The organism is Pseudoalteromonas luteoviolacea, from assembly GCF_001750165.1.
GTDB lineage: Bacteria > Pseudomonadota > Gammaproteobacteria > Enterobacterales > Alteromonadaceae > Pseudoalteromonas > Pseudoalteromonas luteoviolacea_G.
In genome coordinates, this window is sequence record NZ_CP015411.1 from 905,929 (window position 1) to 925,192 (window position 19,264).

General features: G+C 43.5%; 15 protein-coding genes. 8 read left to right on the plus strand and 7 right to left on the minus strand.

The features are described 5' to 3' along the window. Positions 1 to 180, plus strand: coding sequence for a DUF6693 family protein (locus tag S4054249_RS27270; protein ID WP_046357001.1), 180 nt, complete (start codon positions 1 to 3; stop codon positions 178 to 180). Between the two features lie 160 nt (positions 181 to 340). Here the strand turns inward: S4054249_RS27270 and gorA are convergent, their stop codons facing one another. Further along, a complete protein-coding gene (gorA, locus tag S4054249_RS03795; protein WP_046357000.1) occupies positions 341 to 1,699 on the minus strand; it encodes a glutathione-disulfide reductase in 1,359 nt (452 codons plus the stop codon). A gap of 152 nt (positions 1,700 to 1,851) precedes the next feature. Between gorA and prlC the strand changes: the two genes are divergently transcribed. From prlC to S4054249_RS03815, 4 genes are all read left to right on the plus strand, one after another. Continuing rightward, positions 1,852 to 3,897 (plus strand): oligopeptidase A, encoded by a 2,046-nt coding sequence (gene prlC, locus S4054249_RS03800; protein ID WP_046356999.1) that lies wholly within the window; start codon positions 1,852 to 1,854, stop codon positions 3,895 to 3,897. 122 nt (positions 3,898 to 4,019) lie between these two features. Then, positions 4,020 to 5,174 (plus strand): response regulator transcription factor, encoded by a 1,155-nt coding sequence (locus S4054249_RS03805; protein WP_046356998.1) that lies wholly within the window; start codon positions 4,020 to 4,022, stop codon positions 5,172 to 5,174. 86 nt (positions 5,175 to 5,260) lie between these two features. Then, positions 5,261 to 6,028 (plus strand): class I SAM-dependent methyltransferase, encoded by a 768-nt coding sequence (locus S4054249_RS03810; protein WP_046356997.1) that lies wholly within the window; start codon positions 5,261 to 5,263, stop codon positions 6,026 to 6,028. Positions 6,029 to 6,193: 165 nt separating this feature from the next. After that, positions 6,194 to 8,119, plus strand: a complete 1,926-nt coding sequence (locus S4054249_RS03815; protein WP_046356996.1) for a methyl-accepting chemotaxis protein — start codon at positions 6,194 to 6,196, stop codon at positions 8,117 to 8,119. Between the two features lie 135 nt (positions 8,120 to 8,254). On the opposite strand, the gene S4054249_RS03820 is transcribed toward S4054249_RS03815, so the two are convergent. Further along, entirely contained in the window at positions 8,255 to 10,387 is a 2,133-nt protein-coding gene (locus S4054249_RS03820; protein ID WP_046356995.1) for a S8 family peptidase, read from the minus strand. Between the two features lie 366 nt (positions 10,388 to 10,753). Between S4054249_RS03820 and S4054249_RS03825 the strand changes: the two genes are divergently transcribed. The 3 genes from S4054249_RS03825 to S4054249_RS03835 all read left to right on the plus strand — a co-directional run bounded on the left by S4054249_RS03825 (position 10,754) and on the right by S4054249_RS03835 (position 13,569). After that, on the plus strand, positions 10,754 to 11,941 hold the full coding sequence (locus tag S4054249_RS03825; protein WP_046356994.1) for an NAD(P)/FAD-dependent oxidoreductase: 1,188 nt from the start codon (positions 10,754 to 10,756) through the stop codon (positions 11,939 to 11,941). A gap of 412 nt (positions 11,942 to 12,353) precedes the next feature. Further along, positions 12,354 to 12,581 carry a hypothetical protein gene (locus S4054249_RS26855; protein WP_145925466.1) on the plus strand — a complete coding sequence of 76 codons (228 nt, stop codon included), beginning with the start codon at positions 12,354 to 12,356 and terminating at the stop codon, positions 12,579 to 12,581. 19 nt (positions 12,582 to 12,600) lie between these two features. Continuing rightward, positions 12,601 to 13,569: a WD40 repeat domain-containing protein gene (locus S4054249_RS03835; protein WP_052961035.1), complete on the plus strand. Its 969-nt coding sequence runs from the start codon at positions 12,601 to 12,603 to the stop codon at positions 13,567 to 13,569. A 235-nt stretch (positions 13,570 to 13,804) separates the two neighbouring features. Here the strand turns inward: S4054249_RS03835 and S4054249_RS03840 are convergent, their stop codons facing one another. From S4054249_RS03840 to S4054249_RS03860, 5 genes are all read right to left on the minus strand, one after another. Continuing rightward, positions 13,805 to 15,523, minus strand: a complete 1,719-nt coding sequence (locus tag S4054249_RS03840) for an alkaline phosphatase D family protein (RefSeq protein ID WP_046356992.1) — start codon at positions 15,521 to 15,523, stop codon at positions 13,805 to 13,807. Between the two features lie 294 nt (positions 15,524 to 15,817). Beyond that, a complete protein-coding gene (locus tag S4054249_RS03845; protein WP_052961034.1) occupies positions 15,818 to 16,225 on the minus strand; it encodes an ExbD/TolR family protein in 408 nt (135 codons plus the stop codon). Between the two features lies 1 nt (position 16,226). Next, on the minus strand, positions 16,227 to 16,913 hold the full coding sequence (locus S4054249_RS03850) for a MotA/TolQ/ExbB proton channel family protein (RefSeq protein ID WP_052961033.1): 687 nt from the start codon (positions 16,911 to 16,913) through the stop codon (positions 16,227 to 16,229). Then, positions 16,913 to 17,524: an energy transducer TonB gene (locus S4054249_RS03855; RefSeq protein ID WP_046356991.1), complete on the minus strand. Its 612-nt coding sequence runs from the start codon at positions 17,522 to 17,524 to the stop codon at positions 16,913 to 16,915. Before S4054249_RS03855 ends, S4054249_RS03850 begins: the two co-directional genes overlap by 1 nt. Before the next feature lie 115 nt (positions 17,525 to 17,639). Next, complete coding sequence (locus S4054249_RS03860) at positions 17,640 to 19,169, minus strand: PepSY-associated TM helix domain-containing protein (RefSeq protein WP_046356990.1); 1,530 nt, start codon at positions 19,167 to 19,169, stop codon at positions 17,640 to 17,642. Positions 19,170 to 19,264 lie beyond the last annotated feature (95 nt).

The window sequence follows — 19,264 nt, forward strand, 5'->3', positions numbered from 1 at the left end:
ATGTATAAATTCAATATTAATTTAAAATTTACTGACGTACTTATTCCAATTCTTCTTTGGCAGATACTAGTAGTTCTAACTTTCGGAGTTGCTTTACCTTTTTTTATTCTTTATTTGATAAAGTTGGTATTGAATAATTTAACGGTTAAGAAATACTCTATCTCTGATAGGTTAAACTAAAATTAAACTTTTTATTGAGCTCTGTATTTTAGATAGATGACCTCTATTTTTTTATAAAGTATCAGGCCTGAAATATAAGGTTAATTGGAGTGGACTCAGTGTTAATTTCGTCACTCTAAAATAAAGCTGGCCGAACTCGGTCAGCTTTATTACTTCAGATTTATCTCATAGTAACAAACTCTTCTGAGCCCGTTGGGTGGATAGCGACAACAGAATCAAAGTCTGCTTTGGTTGCGCCCATCTTCATTGCTACACCAAAGCCCTGGATCATCTCATCAACGGCAAAGCCAATGCCGTGTAAGCCAACAATTTTCTCTTCAGGGCCTGCACAGACTAACTTCATGCGACATGGTTGACGGTGCTGAGTGACCGCCGTGTACATGGCTGCAAAAGTAGAGTTGTAAACCTTGATATTGTCTTCACCGTATTGCGCTTTTGCCTCTGGCTCTGTTAGGCCGATGGTGCCGATTGGCGGGTGACTGAATACCACAGTCGGAACTAGGTTGTAGTCCATTTTTGCGTTAGGCAGTTCAGGGTTGAACAAGCGTTCAGCCAGCATACGACCTGCTTTGACTGCAACTGGCGTCAACTCAATGCCGCCTTCCATAATGTCGCCTAAAGCATAAATACCCGGCACAGAGGTGTTTTGCCATTCATCCACCTTCACAAAGCCTCTATCAGTGATGTCGACATCAGTTGCTGCAAGGTTAATTTTATCTGTCACTGGCTCACGGCCAATCGCCCAAATCACTTGGTCAACCGTGTGTGATTCACCATTTTCAAGGTGCAATGTCACTGAGCCGTCTGTTTCTTTGATTAATTCTTTTGGTGTTGAATTGGTGTGAAGCGTTGGGCCTTCTTTTTCCATTACCTCAGTGAGTGTTTCAACAACCATTGGGTCAAAGTTACGCAGTGGTGCATGTTTACGAACAAATAAGTGTGTTTCTGTGCCTAAACTGTGTAGTACACCAGCAAGCTCTACGGCAATGTAACCTGCGCCAATGACCGCAACACGTCTAGGTTGTTCGTTTAATTCAAAGAAGCCATTTGAGTCAATACCGTGCTCGGCTCCTGAAATGTTAGGAATACTTGGGCGACCACCGACTGCAATACAGATATGATCTGCCGTATATTGCTCGCCATTGACTTCAATGGTTTTGTTATCAATAAACTTGGCAAAGCCATTGATCACAGTGACGCCGTTATTGGCAAGGTATTTGTTGTACCCTTGGTGGATGCGACCAATATAAGCTTCACGGCTTTCAACCAGCTTTGCCCAATTAAAGTTTTTTAGCTCAACGTCAAAGCCGTAATCTGGTGCATAAAGCTTGATGGCTTCGGCAACTTGTGCGCCATGCCACATTACTTTTTTAGGCACACAGCCAACGTTCACACAGGTGCCCCCCATGTGTTTTGCTTCGACAAGGGCGACCTTTGCGCCACGCATTGCCGCTCGGTTTGCTGATGCGATACCACCGCTACCACCGCCAATGGCAATGTAGTCAAAATGTTGAGCCATAATGTTTCCTCTTCTGAATTCGCTGAACTAGTCTTAGTATGACAGCTTTTATACGCCATAACTTTCAACTAGATTAGTAAGTTTTACTTGTATTTGCGCTATTAGCCCTTATTTCAAGTTTATTCAGGAAATAAAAAATTAAGAGAGACACTATGAGTAACCCGTTAATTGGCCTTGAAGGACTACCGCCATTTTCAAAAATAAAGCCTGAGCATGTTGTACCTGCATTAAAATCAGTGATTGAGCATTGTAGAAAAACCATTGATACGGTACTTGAGCAGCCCCAACATACTTGGGATAACTTTGTTCAGCCTCTTGAAGATGCAGATGATAGGTTATCTAAAATGTGGTCCCCAGTGTCTCACATGCACTCTGTAGTGAATAATGAGGAGTTGAGAAAAGCATACGATGAGTGCCTTCCACTGATCTCAGAATATTCAACGTATGTTGGTCAGCACCAAGGTCTATACCAAGCATATCTGTCAATTGAACAAAGCGATGAATTTGAGCGCTTAAGTACAGCACAACAAAAAACCATTAAAAATGCGCTAAGAGATTTCAAACTAACAGGGATTGCCTTGGATGAAGCCGGACAAAAACGTTACGGTGAGATAAGTGCCAGACTCTCAGAGCTTGGCGCAAAATTTGGTAACAATGTGATGGATGCAACCCAAGCATGGCATTTACATGTCACTGAAGAAGCTGATTTAGGTGGATTGCCAGAGTCTGCATTGGCCCTAGCTGCGCATACAGCGCAAGCAAAAGAGCTTGAAGGCTGGGTATTTACGCTAGATATTCCTTCTTACCTACCTATTATGACGTATGCAGATAATCGCGATTTGCGTGAGCAAATGTATCGCGCATTTGTAACACGCGCTTCAGATCAAGGACCAAATGGTGGTGAGTTTGATAACTCAGCGATCATGACTGAAGAGTTAGCATTGCGTCACGAATTGGCTCTACTATTAGGTTTTGATAGTTTTGCGGATAAGTCGCTGGCAACCAAAATGGCTGAAACACCAGCACAAGTTTTTGACTTTTTGAATGATTTGGCGAAAAAGTCTAAGCCTCAAGCGCAGCAAGAGGTTGATGAATTGCGAGCATTTGCCAAAGATGAACATCAAGTTGAGCAGTTAGAAGCGTGGGATTATGGCTATTACGGTGAAAAACTAAAACAAGCCAAATATGCTATCTCAGATGAGTTATTACGTCCTTATTTTCCAGCGGACCGCGTCTTAAATGGTTTATTTGAAACCGTTAACCGCTTGTTCGGAATTAAAGTGACAGAAGAGAGTGAATTTGACAGCTATCACGAAGATGTACGCTTTTTTGCTATTCATGACAACAATGGCGTACTGCGCGGTCACTTCTATTTAGACCTATATGCACGTGAGCACAAACGTGGTGGCGCTTGGATGGACGATTGTATGGGTCGCCGCACATTGTCAGATGGCACATTGCAAACACCGGTTGCTTACTTGGTATGTAACTTTAATAAAGCAGTTGGTGATAAGCCTGCGCTATTCACGCACAATGAAGTAACGACTTTATTCCATGAGTTTGGTCACGGTATTCACCACATGCTAACGCAAATTGATGCACCTGCTGTTGCGGGCATTAATGGTGTTGCATGGGATGCGGTAGAGCTACCAAGCCAGTTTTTAGAAAATTGGTGCTATGAAGAAGAGGCGCTGAGCTTTATATCTGGACACTACGAAAGTGGTGAGCCATTACCAAAAGAGCTATTAGATAAGTTATTAGCTGCTAAAAACTATCAATCAGCAATGCAAATGCTAAGGCAGATTGAGTTCTCACTGTTTGATTTCCATATTCATGCCGATTATCAGCAGGGTGAAGCGTGTCAAATTCAAGCGAGATTGAATAAAGTGAGAGAGCAAGTCGCCATTATTAAAGCGCCTGAATTTAATCGCTTCCAGCATAGCTTTAGCCATATTTTTGCGGGCGGCTATAGTGCGGGTTATTACTCGTATAAATGGGCAGAAGTGTTATCTGCAGACGCGTATTCTCGTTTTGAAGAAGAGGGGATCTTTAACGCGCAAACAGGTAAAGATTTTATGGAAAATATCCTTGAGATGGGCGGTTCTGAAGAGCCAATGGTGTTATTCCAGCGCTTTAGAGGTCGTGCACCGCAAGTAGATGCTTTGTTGCGTCACAGTGGTATAGGTAAAGCCGCTTAGTACCTGACTGTCATAGTCTAATTAACAAAGCGCCCGATTGGGCGCTTTGTTGTTTTTGCACTCGCAAAATAAGAAGTTCCGTCTATGCTTTGGTAAAGACCTGATCTTGTAGGGAAAGCCATATGACAAATTTAGTGCTTGCCATTGACGATGACAAGCTCATTCACCATGTTATAGAGCAGTCACTGTCTCAACATTGCAAATTGATCCACGCTAAAAATGGCGAGCAAGGCTTAAGGTTGGCAATAAAATATCAGCCAGATATTATTTTGTTAGATGTTGAAATGCCTGGTATGTCTGGATTTGAAGTGTGCGAGCGCTTAAAAACCGGTGAGCACACCGCTGATATTCCGGTGATGTTCTTATCTTCAAAGTCTGACATCAGCGAGCGTATGCGAGGGTACAACGCGGGGGCTGCTGATTACATAGTAAAACCGTTTGAAGGCTCTGAACTATTAGCACGGATCAAAGTATTAGATGATTACCGGCGTCAATCAGTGGCACTCAAGCAAGATATGCAGCGAGCACAAATCACCGCAGAGATTGCCATGACAGACTCTGGTGATATGGGTCGAATCATGCGCTACGTAGGCCAGTCATATCATGCCCATGATCTGACGACATTATCTGAGTACTTTTTAGAATTCTTTACCCCACTTAATTTAGAAGTCGCACTGGCATTTTGGTATCACAATCAAGCGGTGTTCTTTTCTCAGGAAGGGGCAATACAGCCGATAGAGCAAGAGTTGTTAGAAACCAACAAAGAGGGCAGCCGGTTTGTCGACTTTGGTCGGCGTACCATTATCAATTACCCTAAAGTATCTCTACTTATTAAAAATATGCCAACGGATGATCCTGCGCTCTATGGCCGTTTTAAAGATTTGCTACCACACATCTTAGAAGCCACCAATGCCAAAATAAAAGATATGGAAGTGAGCGAAGTGGCCTTAAACAAAGTTGAAGAAATTGGCTTAGCGTTTGCCCAGTTGAGTGAGCAGCTCGGCGGTATTGGTGAAGTGTATGGTGCCAAGGTGACTGAGTTTGAGCAGTTCGTGAAAGATGAAACTATTACATCAACATTGGCAGAAGAACATAGAGTGTCATTGGCGAGATTGAGTGAACATTTTTTATTTGTGAATGATGAGTTCTCAATTATCCGATACAAATTGGGCGAGATCACACAAGTACGTCAAGAGCTAATTCAAAGCCTAAATCAAATGGCCAAGCCTTGGGGCGAAGATGAGGTGCCAGCACAAACCGATATAGAATTATTTTAATAGATGATACCGCAGTCTTTTTCTTGCATTCTTTTTTTATCAATTAAACGATATAATCTGCAGGCTTAATCGACAGGAGCCTGCAGTTGTATATTCACACGCCATTTGAAGAAAATCGTTCTTATTTAGATGAGTTAACAAAACGCTTTGAGCTAGATAAACATAAAGCACTGGATGAGGACTTTCGTTTGGTCTATGACGAAGCGGGTTTGGCACTATTCAAAAAAGATGAGCCTAAACTCGGGGCTATTCGTGTTGATTTTGTGACCGGTGCTAGCGCCCATAGACGTAAATTTGGTGGTGGAAAAGGTCAAGCTATTGCCAAAGCGGTTGGGCTGAATAAAGGCGTAACGCCTGTGGTACTTGATGCCACCGCAGGCCTTGGCCGTGATGCATTTGTGTTGGCATCTTTAGGGTGTAAAGTGTTGATGCATGAGCGGCACCCTGTGGTTGCTGCACTTTTGTATGATGGCTTACAGCGTGCTTATCAAGATGCAGAAATTGGTATCTGGATGCAAGAGAATATGCATATCGCATTTGGCTCAAGCCATTCTTTACTTGAACAGGCAATGCAGGATGAGTCGAGTCGTCCAGATGTCGTGTATTTAGACCCTATGTTTCCACACCGAGAAAAATCCGCACAGGTGAAAAAAGAAATGCGTGTTTTTCAGTCCTTAGTCGGCGCAGATAACGACGCTGATGCCTTATTGCCTTTTGCGACTCAACTGGCTACGAAACGGGTTGTCGTTAAGCGTCCAGATTACGCGCCGTTTTTAAATTCACAGACACCTAGTATGCAAATTACCACGAAAAAGAACCGCTTTGATGTGTATGTCAATGCAGCGATGAAGTAAGCACTGGCAGGCTAACCTTAACTTGTCGAGGTTTTGTACACAAAAAGCATACTAAAAAAGTATGCTTTTATGTGGGTTTGGTTGTTTGGTAATCAACTTACATCAAAATGTCATAAAAGGTTAATACGCTGACCCCGAAATTCACTTTTTGGGATTGTAGTACATATGCGTGTTTCATCTTTCACTCGGCTGCTGGCGGTGTTGTTAGCTATTGCCAGTATCATTCTTGCGGCTACCTTATTGTGGGCAAGCCAGGTCTTTAGTAAATTAGATCAGCAAGATAGCGCATATACACAGCTTAAAAACACCGTTTTAATTGACTTGGCGGGTACGGTGGAAGATTACCTGAGCTCAGGTGATAGCCAGTACTTAAATCACGCCAGTGAGCAGATCAATACCATCAAAAAACAGCATTTAGCGACCATGTCTAGTGATGTTATGATGGATATGGAAAAGCAACTCGATGTAATTAATAGTGATATTCAGGGGAAGTACCGAGCGCTTGGCAAATTATCAGGTAACGAATTAGCGCTGCTTGACAACGCATTGCGTCAAATGGCGGGTTCTGCGTCGTCATTGATGAATTATGTTGCACAGGCGAATGGCCATACGCTGAGTGAAGAGTATTACTCATTGGCATCTGATTATTATTTTGAAACCACGAATTTAAGTATTTATACCTACCAATTGGTGTTGCACTACGACCAAGCAACACAACAAAGCTTACACACGTCACTGAACCGGCTTCAAACCCTAGCATCGCAAATCGATCGACTAGATGATTTGGGTATCATGACAGAGGTCGATGAGGATGAACTCTTTTTAGGGGAAGAGCCTGAAGATTTAGCGCAAGAAATTAAGTCTGAATTGAGTAGCTGGCCAAACCGTTTTAGTCGTGATTTAGAAAATACTTTACGTCAGGCACAGCAGCGCCAGGCGGGGATCACAGCATTACGTGATGATATTAAGCAATTATCAGCATTGATGTTAGATGCGGGTGAGCAGTTAAAACGTCGTCAGGTAGAGTTAAAGTCTCAAGTATTTACGATTTTTGGTGCCGCCATTGGCTTGCTTGTATTGCTGGCTGTTGGTGTATATTGGGTGCAATTTAGTCAAGTGCTGACACCGCTGCGCAACTTGCGAGATGGCTTTGCCTTTTTAATTGAAAGTAATGAACTGAAACAAATTAAGTGCAAACGTGCCAATACTGAAGTGGGTGAAATCGCCCAATACTTTAACCAATTGATTGAAAGGCAGCGTGTTGAAGCCCAAGAGCGCGAACAAATGCTGCAAGTGATCAACGACTTTATGCAGGATATGAATCGAAATCTTGCCAGTATTAGTCAGCAATCAGAACACACTTATGAACAGGTAGCGCATAACCAGCAGCAGCTTGATGAAATTAAGTCCATTGGTTTTGAGGCCAGCAATATCAATCAGCAAGTGGCTGATAACGCCAGCGATACATTTAATGCAATGACACAAAGTGTCGGGTTCGCAGAGTCGATGCTTAAAGCCAGCTCAAGCACTCAAAACCGTGTTGATCAAGGGTTAGTGAGCCTCAATGAATTATTAGTGGGTGTTGAAGATGTCGGCAAGGTGATTGAGATGATCCATACCATTGCTGAGCAAACCAACTTATTGGCATTGAACGCAGCCATTGAGTCAGCGCGTGCAGGTAAGCATGGACGAGGCTTTGCGGTGGTGGCCGATGAAGTGAGGAAACTTGCCCGTCAAACGCAGGACTCGCTCACAGACATCAATGCTCAGCTAAACATTTTAAGTGAGAACTCCAGCAAGGTATCAAATCAGATAAGTGCATTAGCGCAAGAGGCGCAGCAGCAAACTGAGCATGCGCAAGAGCTAAAACGCAATTCAGAGGGTGTTGCTGAGCGTGCGCAAGGTGCAAGCCAAGTTGCTGCTGATGCGATGGCATTGAGTAATCAACAAACCGAATTGGTAGATAGTTTTAGCAGCTCTATGGCCACGATGAAAGCGCAGGTAAAAGGGTCAAACCAACAGATCAGTGAGATCCAATATCGATTAGAGCAGCAGATGGTGCAGATCAGAGCCAGCTTAGGACTGTCGTAATGTGTCTTGATTAACGTGAGAGTAAGCAAAAAGCCAAACGCATGTTTGGCTTTTTTATTGTCTTAATGTAGTTGACGCGGGAGTTAAAAAGCCGGAGTGACTCCGGCTTTGTGTTGTTACATTAAGAACTAGGGATTATTTGTACTGTGCGTCAAGTGTTACGCCAGAGAAAGTACGGTATGCACGTAGACCAATGTGCCAAACGCCAGCAGCTGGGTTGGTGATTGTACACGTCTCAGCATTACCACCTTCATATGGACGACACTGATAAGTAGAAGTCGAAGGTGCGCTACCTGGATTTACATATAGGTCTGCATCACCTGAGCCACCTGAAATTTTAACCGTTAGGCTCGACATACCAGCTGGGACAGTCACTTGGTGACGGCTCCAGTTACCTGTTGATGCCGACAGGTTTGTTTCAGTGATACCACCAGGTTGTGTACCTGTTCTCTCTGCGTTCGCTACAAGACTTACACCGTTATATGCTGAATAACCGCGCATCATTACATGATATGTGCCAGATGCGTTATCAATAGTACATACTTCGTTGTTACCACCTTCATAAGGGCGGCAATCATACGTAGATGTTGTTGGCTTTGCACCCGCTCTAACGTAAAGGTCAGCATCACCTGTGCCACCGCTCATTGTGAAGGTGACTTTGCTTGCGCCAGCTGGCGTTTCGAAAGTGAAGAAAGCTTCAGCATCTTTGGCACCACTTAGGCCTGTTTTCGCTTCACCGTCAACTAATACGTTGTCACCTGGGTTTGTGTTGTCATTACCAAGTGCTAAATCAACAGCTGCGCTTGCATCAACAATACCAGTACCACAGTTAGTACATGTTGCAGGGAAGCTACGCGTCGTATTTTTTAGGATGGTTTCGATTTCGTCTGGTGTTGCTGTTGGTTTCGCTTGTTTGATAAGTGCCGCGATACCTGCAACATGAGGTGCTGCCATTGACGTACCTTGAGAGTAGCTATAGCTATCGCTCACAGGTGCGTTGCTACCAGAGTTGTATGTAGAAAGGATACCTTCAGGGTCATTTGCAAAGCTCTGTGCGCCACCCGGTGCTGCAACGTCAATTGAAGAACCGTAGTTAGAGTAGTATGCACGGCCACCGTTACGGCCTACAGATGCAACGTTTACGACGCCAGAACAGTTACCTGGGTTGTAGTTATTGGCATTGTCGTTGTCGTTACCAGCCGCGATAACAACTACAGTGCCGTTAGCACGTGCTTGGTTAATCGCATTTTGCGTTGTAGAGCTACATGCACCACTGCCACCTAAACTCATGTTGATAACATCTGCTGGGTTTGCGTTCGCAGGTACACCTGATACTGAGCCACCTGATGCCCAGATGATGCCATCTGCGATATCAGATGTTAAGCCACCACACTTACCAAGTACACGTACTGGTACAACTTTAGAGTCATAAGCAACACCGGCAACACCTTCACCGTTGTTCGTTACCGCAGCAACTGTACCTGCAACGTGAGTACCGTGCCAGCTTGAGCTACGAGCGCTGTGAGTGTAACCACATTCGTTTGCTGTAACTGCGTCACCCGGGTCACGTGCATCACTGTCGCGGCCACCGCCATCGTTCGCGACCGAAAGGTTAGAGATCATGTCATAACCTTGTAGGATATTAGGGTTTAAGTCAGCGTGTGGACGGTAACCAGTATCTAGTACAGCGACTACTACACCACTACCTGTTGCTTTGTCCCATGCTGCTGGTGCGTTAATACCACCAGCTGCTTCAAAATAGTGCCACTGTGAGCTGTAGCTAGGATCATTTGGCGTTGCAAACGGTTGTAGCATTTGGTCAACTTCAATGTGCGCAACATTACCTGAAGCAAGCATATCTTGCATGAATTTTTGTGTTTCAGCGGCGCTCAGTTTTTTATCAGCACGCATTACGTGGTGGTTTGAAAGCGCCATCGGACGAACGTACTGCGCTTTTGCTGCTGCACGTTTGCTGTTGAAGCCTTTTACGAAACTACGAGCACGTGTATTCATCATCGTTGCAGACATATCAGCACTAGAAAGTGACATGATGTCATTGTTGTTGTTTTTATATTTGATGATGAACTGAGTACCAAAACCGCTTTGTGATTCTAGTTTTTGAGCAAGTTGTGCTTGGCTTGGTACTGCTTGAGCGAATGCTTCTGTTTGTACGTTAACATTTTGTGGCATTGCCATTACTGCGTTAGCTGAAAGTAAACCTGTAACAGCCATTGATATTGCTGCTAATTTAAAATTTCCTGTTGTCATTTTTTTACCCTTGTTTTACTTGTTGTTTTTCTCGGCAACCTGTTTGCGCCAAGTGGTTAACAAAAGTAAATTCATTGTGGGTTATGTGAAAGTATTGTTTTGTTATTTACACTATTCATTTGGTTATAAGGGGATGGATAAAAGTCTTTATTATTTCATTATCATTATGTTTTTATTAAACTTTATCAAAATATTCTTTCTCAAAGAATAAATTATTTGCCATTGTAAAAGATTGTAAATGATTTATCTCATATTCTAAAAAGTGATAGAAATATGCTTTTTTGGTTGTGTTTTGAACTATAAACTCCCACTTAAGCTTAAAAAAAGTTATAATTGCGGCATAAGTTTTTCGTTTCAGAGTATACAATGTTGCAATTTGACGTGGTGATTATCGGCGCAGGTGCCGCTGGATTAATGTGTGCGGCGCAATCTGGTTACAGAGGCAGAAAGGTCGCTATTGTTGATATGGGTAAAAAAGTGGGAAGAAAAATTCTCATTAGTGGCGGTGGTCGTTGCAATTTTACCAATGAAAATGCCAGCCCAGAAAACTATCTCTGTGCCAACCCTCATTTTGTAAAGTCCAGTTTAAGCCGTTACAGCCAGCATGATTTTATTGAGCTGGTGGATCGTCATGGCTTAAATTATCACCACAAAACACTTGGGCAACTATTCTGTGATAACAGCGCGCAAGACATTGTTGATATTTTGATGACAGAATGTGAGTGGGCCGGCGTTGAAGTCTTTTTACGCAATGAAGTACTTAATGTGGAACGTGACGAGCAAGGCTTATATATAGTCACCACATCCGAGCATACCTTTAGTTGTGCATCTTTGGTTGTTGCGTCTGGCGGCCTAACCATGCCGAAGTTGGGTGCAACGCCAATCGGTTATAAAATTGCAGAGCAATTTGGCTTAAAACTCTTACCTACTACCGCAGCGCTAGTACCCTTTACCTTGCACGACCACGATAAAGCGCGTTTTGAAGGCTTGTCTGGGATCAGTGTCGATAGCCTAGTGACCAGTGATGATGACACGCAGTTTAGAGAAAATATCCTCTTTACTCACCGCGGCCTATCGGGCCCTGCAATCTTACAAATATCCTCTTTTTGGCGAGCAGGGCAGGCGGTCAGTATCAATTTATTACCAGATACAAACGTTGCAGAGCTACTGCACGACTGGCGTCAAAACCAAGGCCAAAAGTCTGTTAAAAATCTACTTGGACAGCTGCTACCCAAACGCTTTGTTGATGCACTAATTAACGACAACAGCGTACCGGATAAACCCGCTAACCAACTAACCCATGGCGAGATTGATACCATCGCAGCGACATTAACTGCTTGGCAAATAAAGCCCAATGGCACCGAAGGCTACCGTACAGCAGAGGTCACGTTAGGTGGTGTTGATAGTGACGAGCTGAGCTCAAAAACCTTTGAGGCGAAAAAAGCCAAAGGTCTGTACTTTATTGGTGAAGTCACCGAAGTTACTGGCTGGCTTGGCGGCTATAACTTCCAATACGCATGGTCAAGTGGTTGGGCGTGTGGGCAGGTGTGCTAGTTTTTGTTTTGGAACAATAAAGTTTGCAACCCTGGGGTGATCGCTTCACCCCTTTGTTGTATCTGCACATAGGTGCAAAATATACGTTGCGAAGCAAGGTTACTTTTGCGCAAGGTAAAATAAGCAACTTACACACATATTCAAAAGTACTGATTTGCTCATTTATGTGTTTGTATGGCTTAGCTTGCATCAATGCCAGCACATTGCTCATCAATCGCTTATTCTCAGGCGCTATAGCATGGGAAGTGGCGTTGTCTGAAGCCTTCATATCAAAGAATCTGACTTCTTTTACTTGGTGTTTTAAATTCAGCCATAATCTGCCCCTCGTCATTCTGACGAAAGTCAGAAACCATGTTACAGAGCTGTCAGTTTGAACAATGACTCTAGCCCTTTTGATTACTGAATAACAGAAATGAGAAAATATCTGCCGTTGAAAAATGTAATATCACCATGCAAAATGCGGGGCCTGACTCCATTTGTTTCTAATTTGGAGTATTGGCTTGGCGACTTTATGGGCATGGATTACGGCGATGATTCAAAGCAAATTGTTCAATCAGATAATTTGTTGGATTATGCCAAGAGTAATATCTGCAGTTGTGAACGTTTATTCGGAAACAAGATTATTGGCCTCAGCGCCTAATATTGAAAGGAATATAAAAATGAAAAAAATATCCGCTATGGCCTTTTCGTTACTATTAACGGGCTGTTTTTTTGACTCTCACTTTGAAGCGCCAGCAAGCTCTCAAAAGCAACATGGCTCAGGGTTAGTGCAATCATCTGATCTCTCTCATGATGGTGCTTTGTCTATTATTGCTAGGCAAAATGAAGTTTGCCTATGGAGTAACCTCTCAGATAAAAAAGTATTTCCCTGTATCGCTGAGGGCAATATTGAGTTGTCAGGGATAGCTGAAAACGCCAATGTGTTTTATATATCTAACAGGCTGTCTGTCAGCCTATTTTCTACAAAGTCTGGCAAGCCGTTAGGCGCATGGTCAAGTGGTGAAAATATTATTAGAGATATTGCGATATCTAATGACGGCGAAACTTTGCTGTTAGGGTATAGAAGCGGCAAAACGGAAGTGATCAATGTCAAAACTAACAGCCGAGCACTATACAAATTACACGACTTAGATGTAAATACCGTGGCGCTGTCCGCTGATGGGCGTACAGCGATGACAGGCTCCAGTGACAAATTCGCTAAACTGTGGGATGTACAAACAGGCAAAGAATTACAGTCTTATAAATTCTCTACCAGAGTCAACCATGTTTCTCTTAATGCAGACGCGACTAAAGCATTTGTACTAGACTCTGTGGATGCTCGTCAGTTTATTGATTTAAAAGCGCAAGAGTTAAGCTCGTCCTTATCTACATTTGGTAACTTCATAGAATTTAATCAGTCGGCATTTATTAACAATGATCAGTGGTTACTCACCGCTTCTCCAAACCAAAAAGTGCAGATCTGGCGTGTTACAGATGGGGATTTAATTGCAAAGTTTATGGCGAATAAAGTCGATGGTCGAAATCGAGCTTCAGTATTAAGCATCGCGGTGAATGAGTCTAAGCAAGTTATTATCAGTGAAACAAATGATGGCGTTGTAGAAACCTGGCCAATAAACACGCTGCTTTAAGTCCAGATGAGGCGGTTACAACAACACAATGCTGTAACTGCTTTTGTGCTTCTAGAACTTTTTAATCTCAAAGTAGCGCTTAATTGAATATGGCATTATCAGGCTACTTGAACCTCGTTAAGGTTAAAGCAATACACAGCCCTAACCCATTAATTTGAAAGTTGTAAGTAGCACAATTTAAGAAAAGGCACTGTCGACAACGCGATTGCTCAGCAACACATGCTGAAAAGCCACATTACATAATCCTTATCTCTTCTCTCTGCAACTCATCATCATTGGGCTTGCCATGATAGACGTAGGCGATAATCGACAAGGCATTGTTTTGCTCCGAAATATCGACTACCAAAAAGTTATTTTCCCCTGCCATTTCAAATATGTTTTCTATCTCAATATGGGGTGAGCGATACATCTTTTTGCTGCTATCGATGGCAACGGCAGCCATTTTTGGTGGTGGTTTGCGAGAGATGGCACTGGAGGTGATGTTCATCACCTTGGCGTTGGGGAAGGTCGGGGATGAGAACTTGAAGGCAGATGCACAGTGCACATCGCCGCTTAAAAAGGTGATGGGGACTTGATGGGTATGGGATAGCTCAAACACATGGTCTAACATGATATTGCGCTCTTTGATGTTGGTGTCATTGCCCCATTCATCAATGGCATCGTCCATGGCACCAAAAATCTTTAACAGTAGGTCCATGTTATTCATCACTGCGTCATTCCAATGCACGACCGGCACGGCAGTGACAATAAAAATGGCTTTCACACCGCTGGTTGCTGTGTCGCTAAGCCACTGTGCAAAGCGTATCATTTGCTCTGGGCCTAATAAACGCGCGCCGTCTGGTTGGTTTTCCACATCATGGTGCGAGCGTGTATCAAGCACATAAACACCGATAGGGCCTTTTATAAATCCGTAGTCCCATTGCTGCTGGCTATCTTCGATATCATAGTGTCTGTTCGACACATTCGTATCTGGGTTATGCAAATGCTGATAATCCAAATAAGCTCTCTTAGCGGCTTGGTATGCCAAGCGCGCGATGGTCGCGTTTATATGGTCATCATCGTATCCCCAAAAGAGACTGAGTTTATCTATGCGCTGCGCTTTGGTGAGTGAGCCCCAGCCGTCCATAATCTCATGGTCGTCCCACATCATGTATTGAGGGTAAGCGCGATATACCGATTGCTGCGAGCCGAAGTTCCAATAAATTCGATAGTAGATGCGATACAGCTTGGCTAAGTAGTCTATAACGCCTTCTTTGTTGAGTGTGCCTTGCTCTGTATAAGCGTCATATAACGCGTTTTTGTGGCGGCTGAGCCAATCCCATAAATCTTCAATGTCAGGTTGAGCCGGTTTGCACTTTGATTGCGCTCTTTTACCATGGGTATCACAGTAGACTTGGTCGCCGCCGCCTATTACAAAGCGGGTGTTCCTTGCTTCAAGTGCTTCGCACAGATCTGGCCATAAGCCATCTGTAATCGACTTCTGTCCAAAGGGGTCGTGACAGCTATAAAACCCAAAACTAAAGTCACGCCAATTGAACCCTGACTGATCCGTATAGAAGGTGTGCTCGATACGATAACCTTTTTCAATTTTTCTCGGCAGAGTCTGGTGGGTATCGCCATAGGCAAATAAAAAGTAATGATAGCAAGTGTCTGGACTTAAGTGTTCTAGCGTGACACAGGCACAATTGTCATATTTTTCTTCTGTATCAATTGGGTACTTTACTATACCTGCACCACTGAAGCAGACATCATCAGGGTGAGAGTTAAATTCATTAAGGCGGGTTTTGATTGTGTCTATGTGGGCGGCTTCAACGAGGACGATACACCATTGCCCAGGCGTGAAGGTGCGTAGCCAAATCTTAGCGGTGGAGTCTGTGGTATGCCCAACAATACACATAGAGTTGAGTTTGGGTAGAGCTGACTCATATTGGTTGGGGTCGGGTAATCTTGTCATGTCTACTCCTTGGGACGACAGGTTTATCAATGCGGACGGTAGGGTTTAACGTTTGTGATAGTCAAAATTATAGTGCGGTTTTCAATAGGTATTGAGATTTTTGGAGTGAAAATGATGTTGAGTGGCGGCGCATGTACGAGCGCATAACTTGACAGTAATAGGCCGTAATATCTTTTTGGCCTGGCTCAAGGATATAGTGGATGCATACCGATGTGATGACATTGAGTTGTGACTTAGTTCAGGTGTACAGTTTTCTTGAGAAGCCAATAGGCAAGCAGTGTGGTTGCTGCCTGCCTATTTTTTTTGTTCTTCTTGCTTTGCAAAACTGACTTTATCGATATCTAACTCGTTTAACAGCGACATTAAACTATGCACATCCTGATACTGGGTTTTACTGCCCACATTTAAATGCACACTCAAATCAGTCTGCTCGGCTTGTTCAGTTAAATAGTGTCTGACTTGCGCTTGGTTAAGCGCTTGGCCGTTTACTCGCCATGTGCCCTTGTCATTAATTGACAGGGTGAGCTGTGCAGATTGTACGGCTTGAGCTTGTCCATTGCTGACATCGACATTAAGCGCTTTGGTAAGTAAAGGGGAGGTGATCAGAACAATGACCAGTAATACCAGCATGACATCAATCAAAGGCAGCATATTGGGCTCTTTAATGCTGGAAGTCTGTGCATCTTGCTGATTAAAATCCATATTAAGACCCCGATAAATGTGCAGGCGAGTGGCCAGTTAATAGGTAATTATGCCACTGCTGGGCAAAATAATTGAGGTCAGTTTGTAGCTGCTCATACTGCTTGGCAAAAAAGTTATAAAACAGCACCGCTGGAATGGCAACAGCGATGCCCACACCAGTAATAATCAGTGCCTCAGCAATGGCGGGGGCAAGGGCTGTCAGCGTTGCCGTTGCTTGCTCGCCAATGACATTCAGTGATAAGTGAATGCCCCAAACTGTGCCGAGTAAACCGATAAAGGGCGCACAGGCGGCAGTGGTCGCAAGCAAGTTTAAGCCATATTTAGGTAAGGCGCGCTTACTGTATAACGTTAATTGACTGGCGAGAAAGTCAGACAGTGACAGTTGTTCACTTGGGGCATCTATATATTGCTGCTTTGCCAAGTTGCCGACTTTTGCAATGTGGTAATACAGACCAAAGCGTTTGAAAAGTTTAGGGCTTGGCGATGTATGTGCTTGAGTAAAAGCGATTAATGTTTCTTGCTTATGCCACAGTTGCTTTGCGTGATTTTGCTGGCGCTTGATACATAGCAAAGACCAACACAAGTGAAGTGCTCGGCTCCAAGTCAAACATGACATGGCTAAAAGCAGTAAAAAAATGGCAAGAATGATAGGGTCAAACTGGCTGAGATATATAAATATGTTTGTCATTATGGGGTGGGCTCGATGGTTTTATTGGTATGTATGTGGACTTTTTCTATTTCAAAAATAATACGTTGCTGATACCAGTGTGAAACTGCCTCTTCATTGACTAATGTGGGATAAAAAGACCAATCTAAAATGGCGTTTTTCGCGGCCATATCTAGGGCATCAAAACCACTGCTTTTAACAATGTGTGGAGACTCTACACCACCACGAGCATTGACCAAAAACTTGATAGTGACGACACCTTGTTGACCCGCGGCTTTTGCATCTTCTGGGTACACTGGCTGCGGCGCGTTAATTGGCCTAGCAAGCTGCTTTTGCTGTGCAGGTGTTGATCTTGCACTGATATCATTTTGTTTAGCTGTCTCTGGGTTGTGAGTGCTGACTACTTTTTGAGGTTTTGCATTTTCATCTGGTATGGCGTGCTGTTGCGTGTTTGTGTTCGTAAAGTCACTTTTCTGCAGTGTTTTTGCTGCTGGTGGCGGTAATTCTGCCAGCGTCATTGTAAGGTGATTAGGCGCTATAGAGGTTGCTTCTCTTTTATCGTCAGTCAAAAACCCCAGTACAAGTACATGCAGGGCTGCAACCAATATTAGCAAAACAACAAATCGCATCATCCAATCACAGTCATATGGTTTAAATCATGCTTATGGTATTGAATTGTTTAATACTAATCAATAATTAGCCCGCCGAGCAACATACGACATTGACGGCGAGCTAGGCATTAAGGTGTTACTTTGTGGTGCCTTTGTTGTAGTGCCTTGCGATTAATAAGCACAGTATTGCCATGGTAGTAAGCGCGCCATTGACCCACCATATCGCTTTGTCGGCTATTAATAGTGGCCGTATGGCCAACATGCCATTGAATAAATCATAGGCGGGTGCCAATAAAAAGAGTAAAGCGGCCATTATTAACTGCTGGATCATGACTTTCCTCGGTGCGTTTTTAACAAAAGCATGGAGCATGGCAAAAAACCAACTGAGGTGAAATACCGGCACAAGTATAGTTTGCATCGCAAAGTACTCAGACAAAAAGCGTGTTATGACAAAGCACATGGCAACTGAGATGAGTACGCCGCTCGAAAGGGCTAAAGTCATTGCACTGACAAAGCGCAAACCTACTTTGCTTTGCTGACGCTTTTTTGCCCGCTTTTCTAACCAGATCAAGTTACCAGTTAAAATCAAGTAACAGCACGCGAGACCCATTAAAAACATTAAAAAGCGCATGAGATCTCCGCCAAATGTGCCGTAATGTAGCGCTTCAAACGTTGCCGCGCTTGCCTGGGCTGGATGATGCTTAATGGTGTCACCGCTCAATTGCGTAAAGTCATCTAATGCAAAGCGCAGTCTATGATATTCATGTAATGAACCAGGTTGGCGCAAGATCACTTCAACGTGAGCGGCTTTGTCTGCCATACCATATGAAAATAGATAGGTGAGCTGATGTGTTGGGTAGCGCGTTTTAATGTGTGATATCAAGGCATCATATTGTTGCGTTGGCAGTGTTAGGCCCCTGGCTGTATGTTGTATTACATCTGGTTTGCCAAGTACTCTATTTAGCTCGGTAAAGTCGCCATTAAATGCTGCAAACCCAAAGCTGGCTTGAAACAATAAAGCAAGATTGAAATAGACGCCGGTCAGTGCATACATAAAGGTATAGGGAAACGCGGTAACCCCAATCAAGATGTGGCCATCAAGGTATTTATCTTTGGCTTTGTCGGTCCGATATTGATAGTAATGACTGATGATTTTTTTTAGGTGGATGAGTAACCCTGTCAGCAGCACCACAAAAAAAATTAACGTAATTATCCCGACCAGTTCAAATCCAATGCTTGGAATATACAAGTGATAGTGCATGCGATACAGCATGTCGGCAAGAAAAAACTGATTGCGATCGAGGTCGAGTAAACGGCCATCATCGGCGGCAAAGCTGTAGTTTACATATTGTCGTTTACCGTCTTGTATAGCGGGAAAAAACACCGTGTAAAACGGTTTATTTTCGCTGGGTAAATCAATACTGACTCGGTCATTGAAGCGAATGTCATAGCCAAGCTCTTGCAATTTATCAATGACGTGACTGACGGGGATTTGCTCTGTGGGCAAGGCTTTATGAAAGTTATGAAATCGGTCCCATTGATGAATCTCAGCGCGATAAAAAGAGAGACTACCACAGACAAAAATAATCATGAGTGCGCCAGAAATGATCAAACCAAGCCAAGTGTGCGCATGGGTGAGGTTTTTTAACGTATCTTTAGAAAACATGAAGAAACCATTAGGTAAAAAAGGCTATCAGATAAATGAGCACAGCGGGCGTAGCGCAATAAAGGCCTCGAAGCCAAGCCGCTTTAGGACTGTTA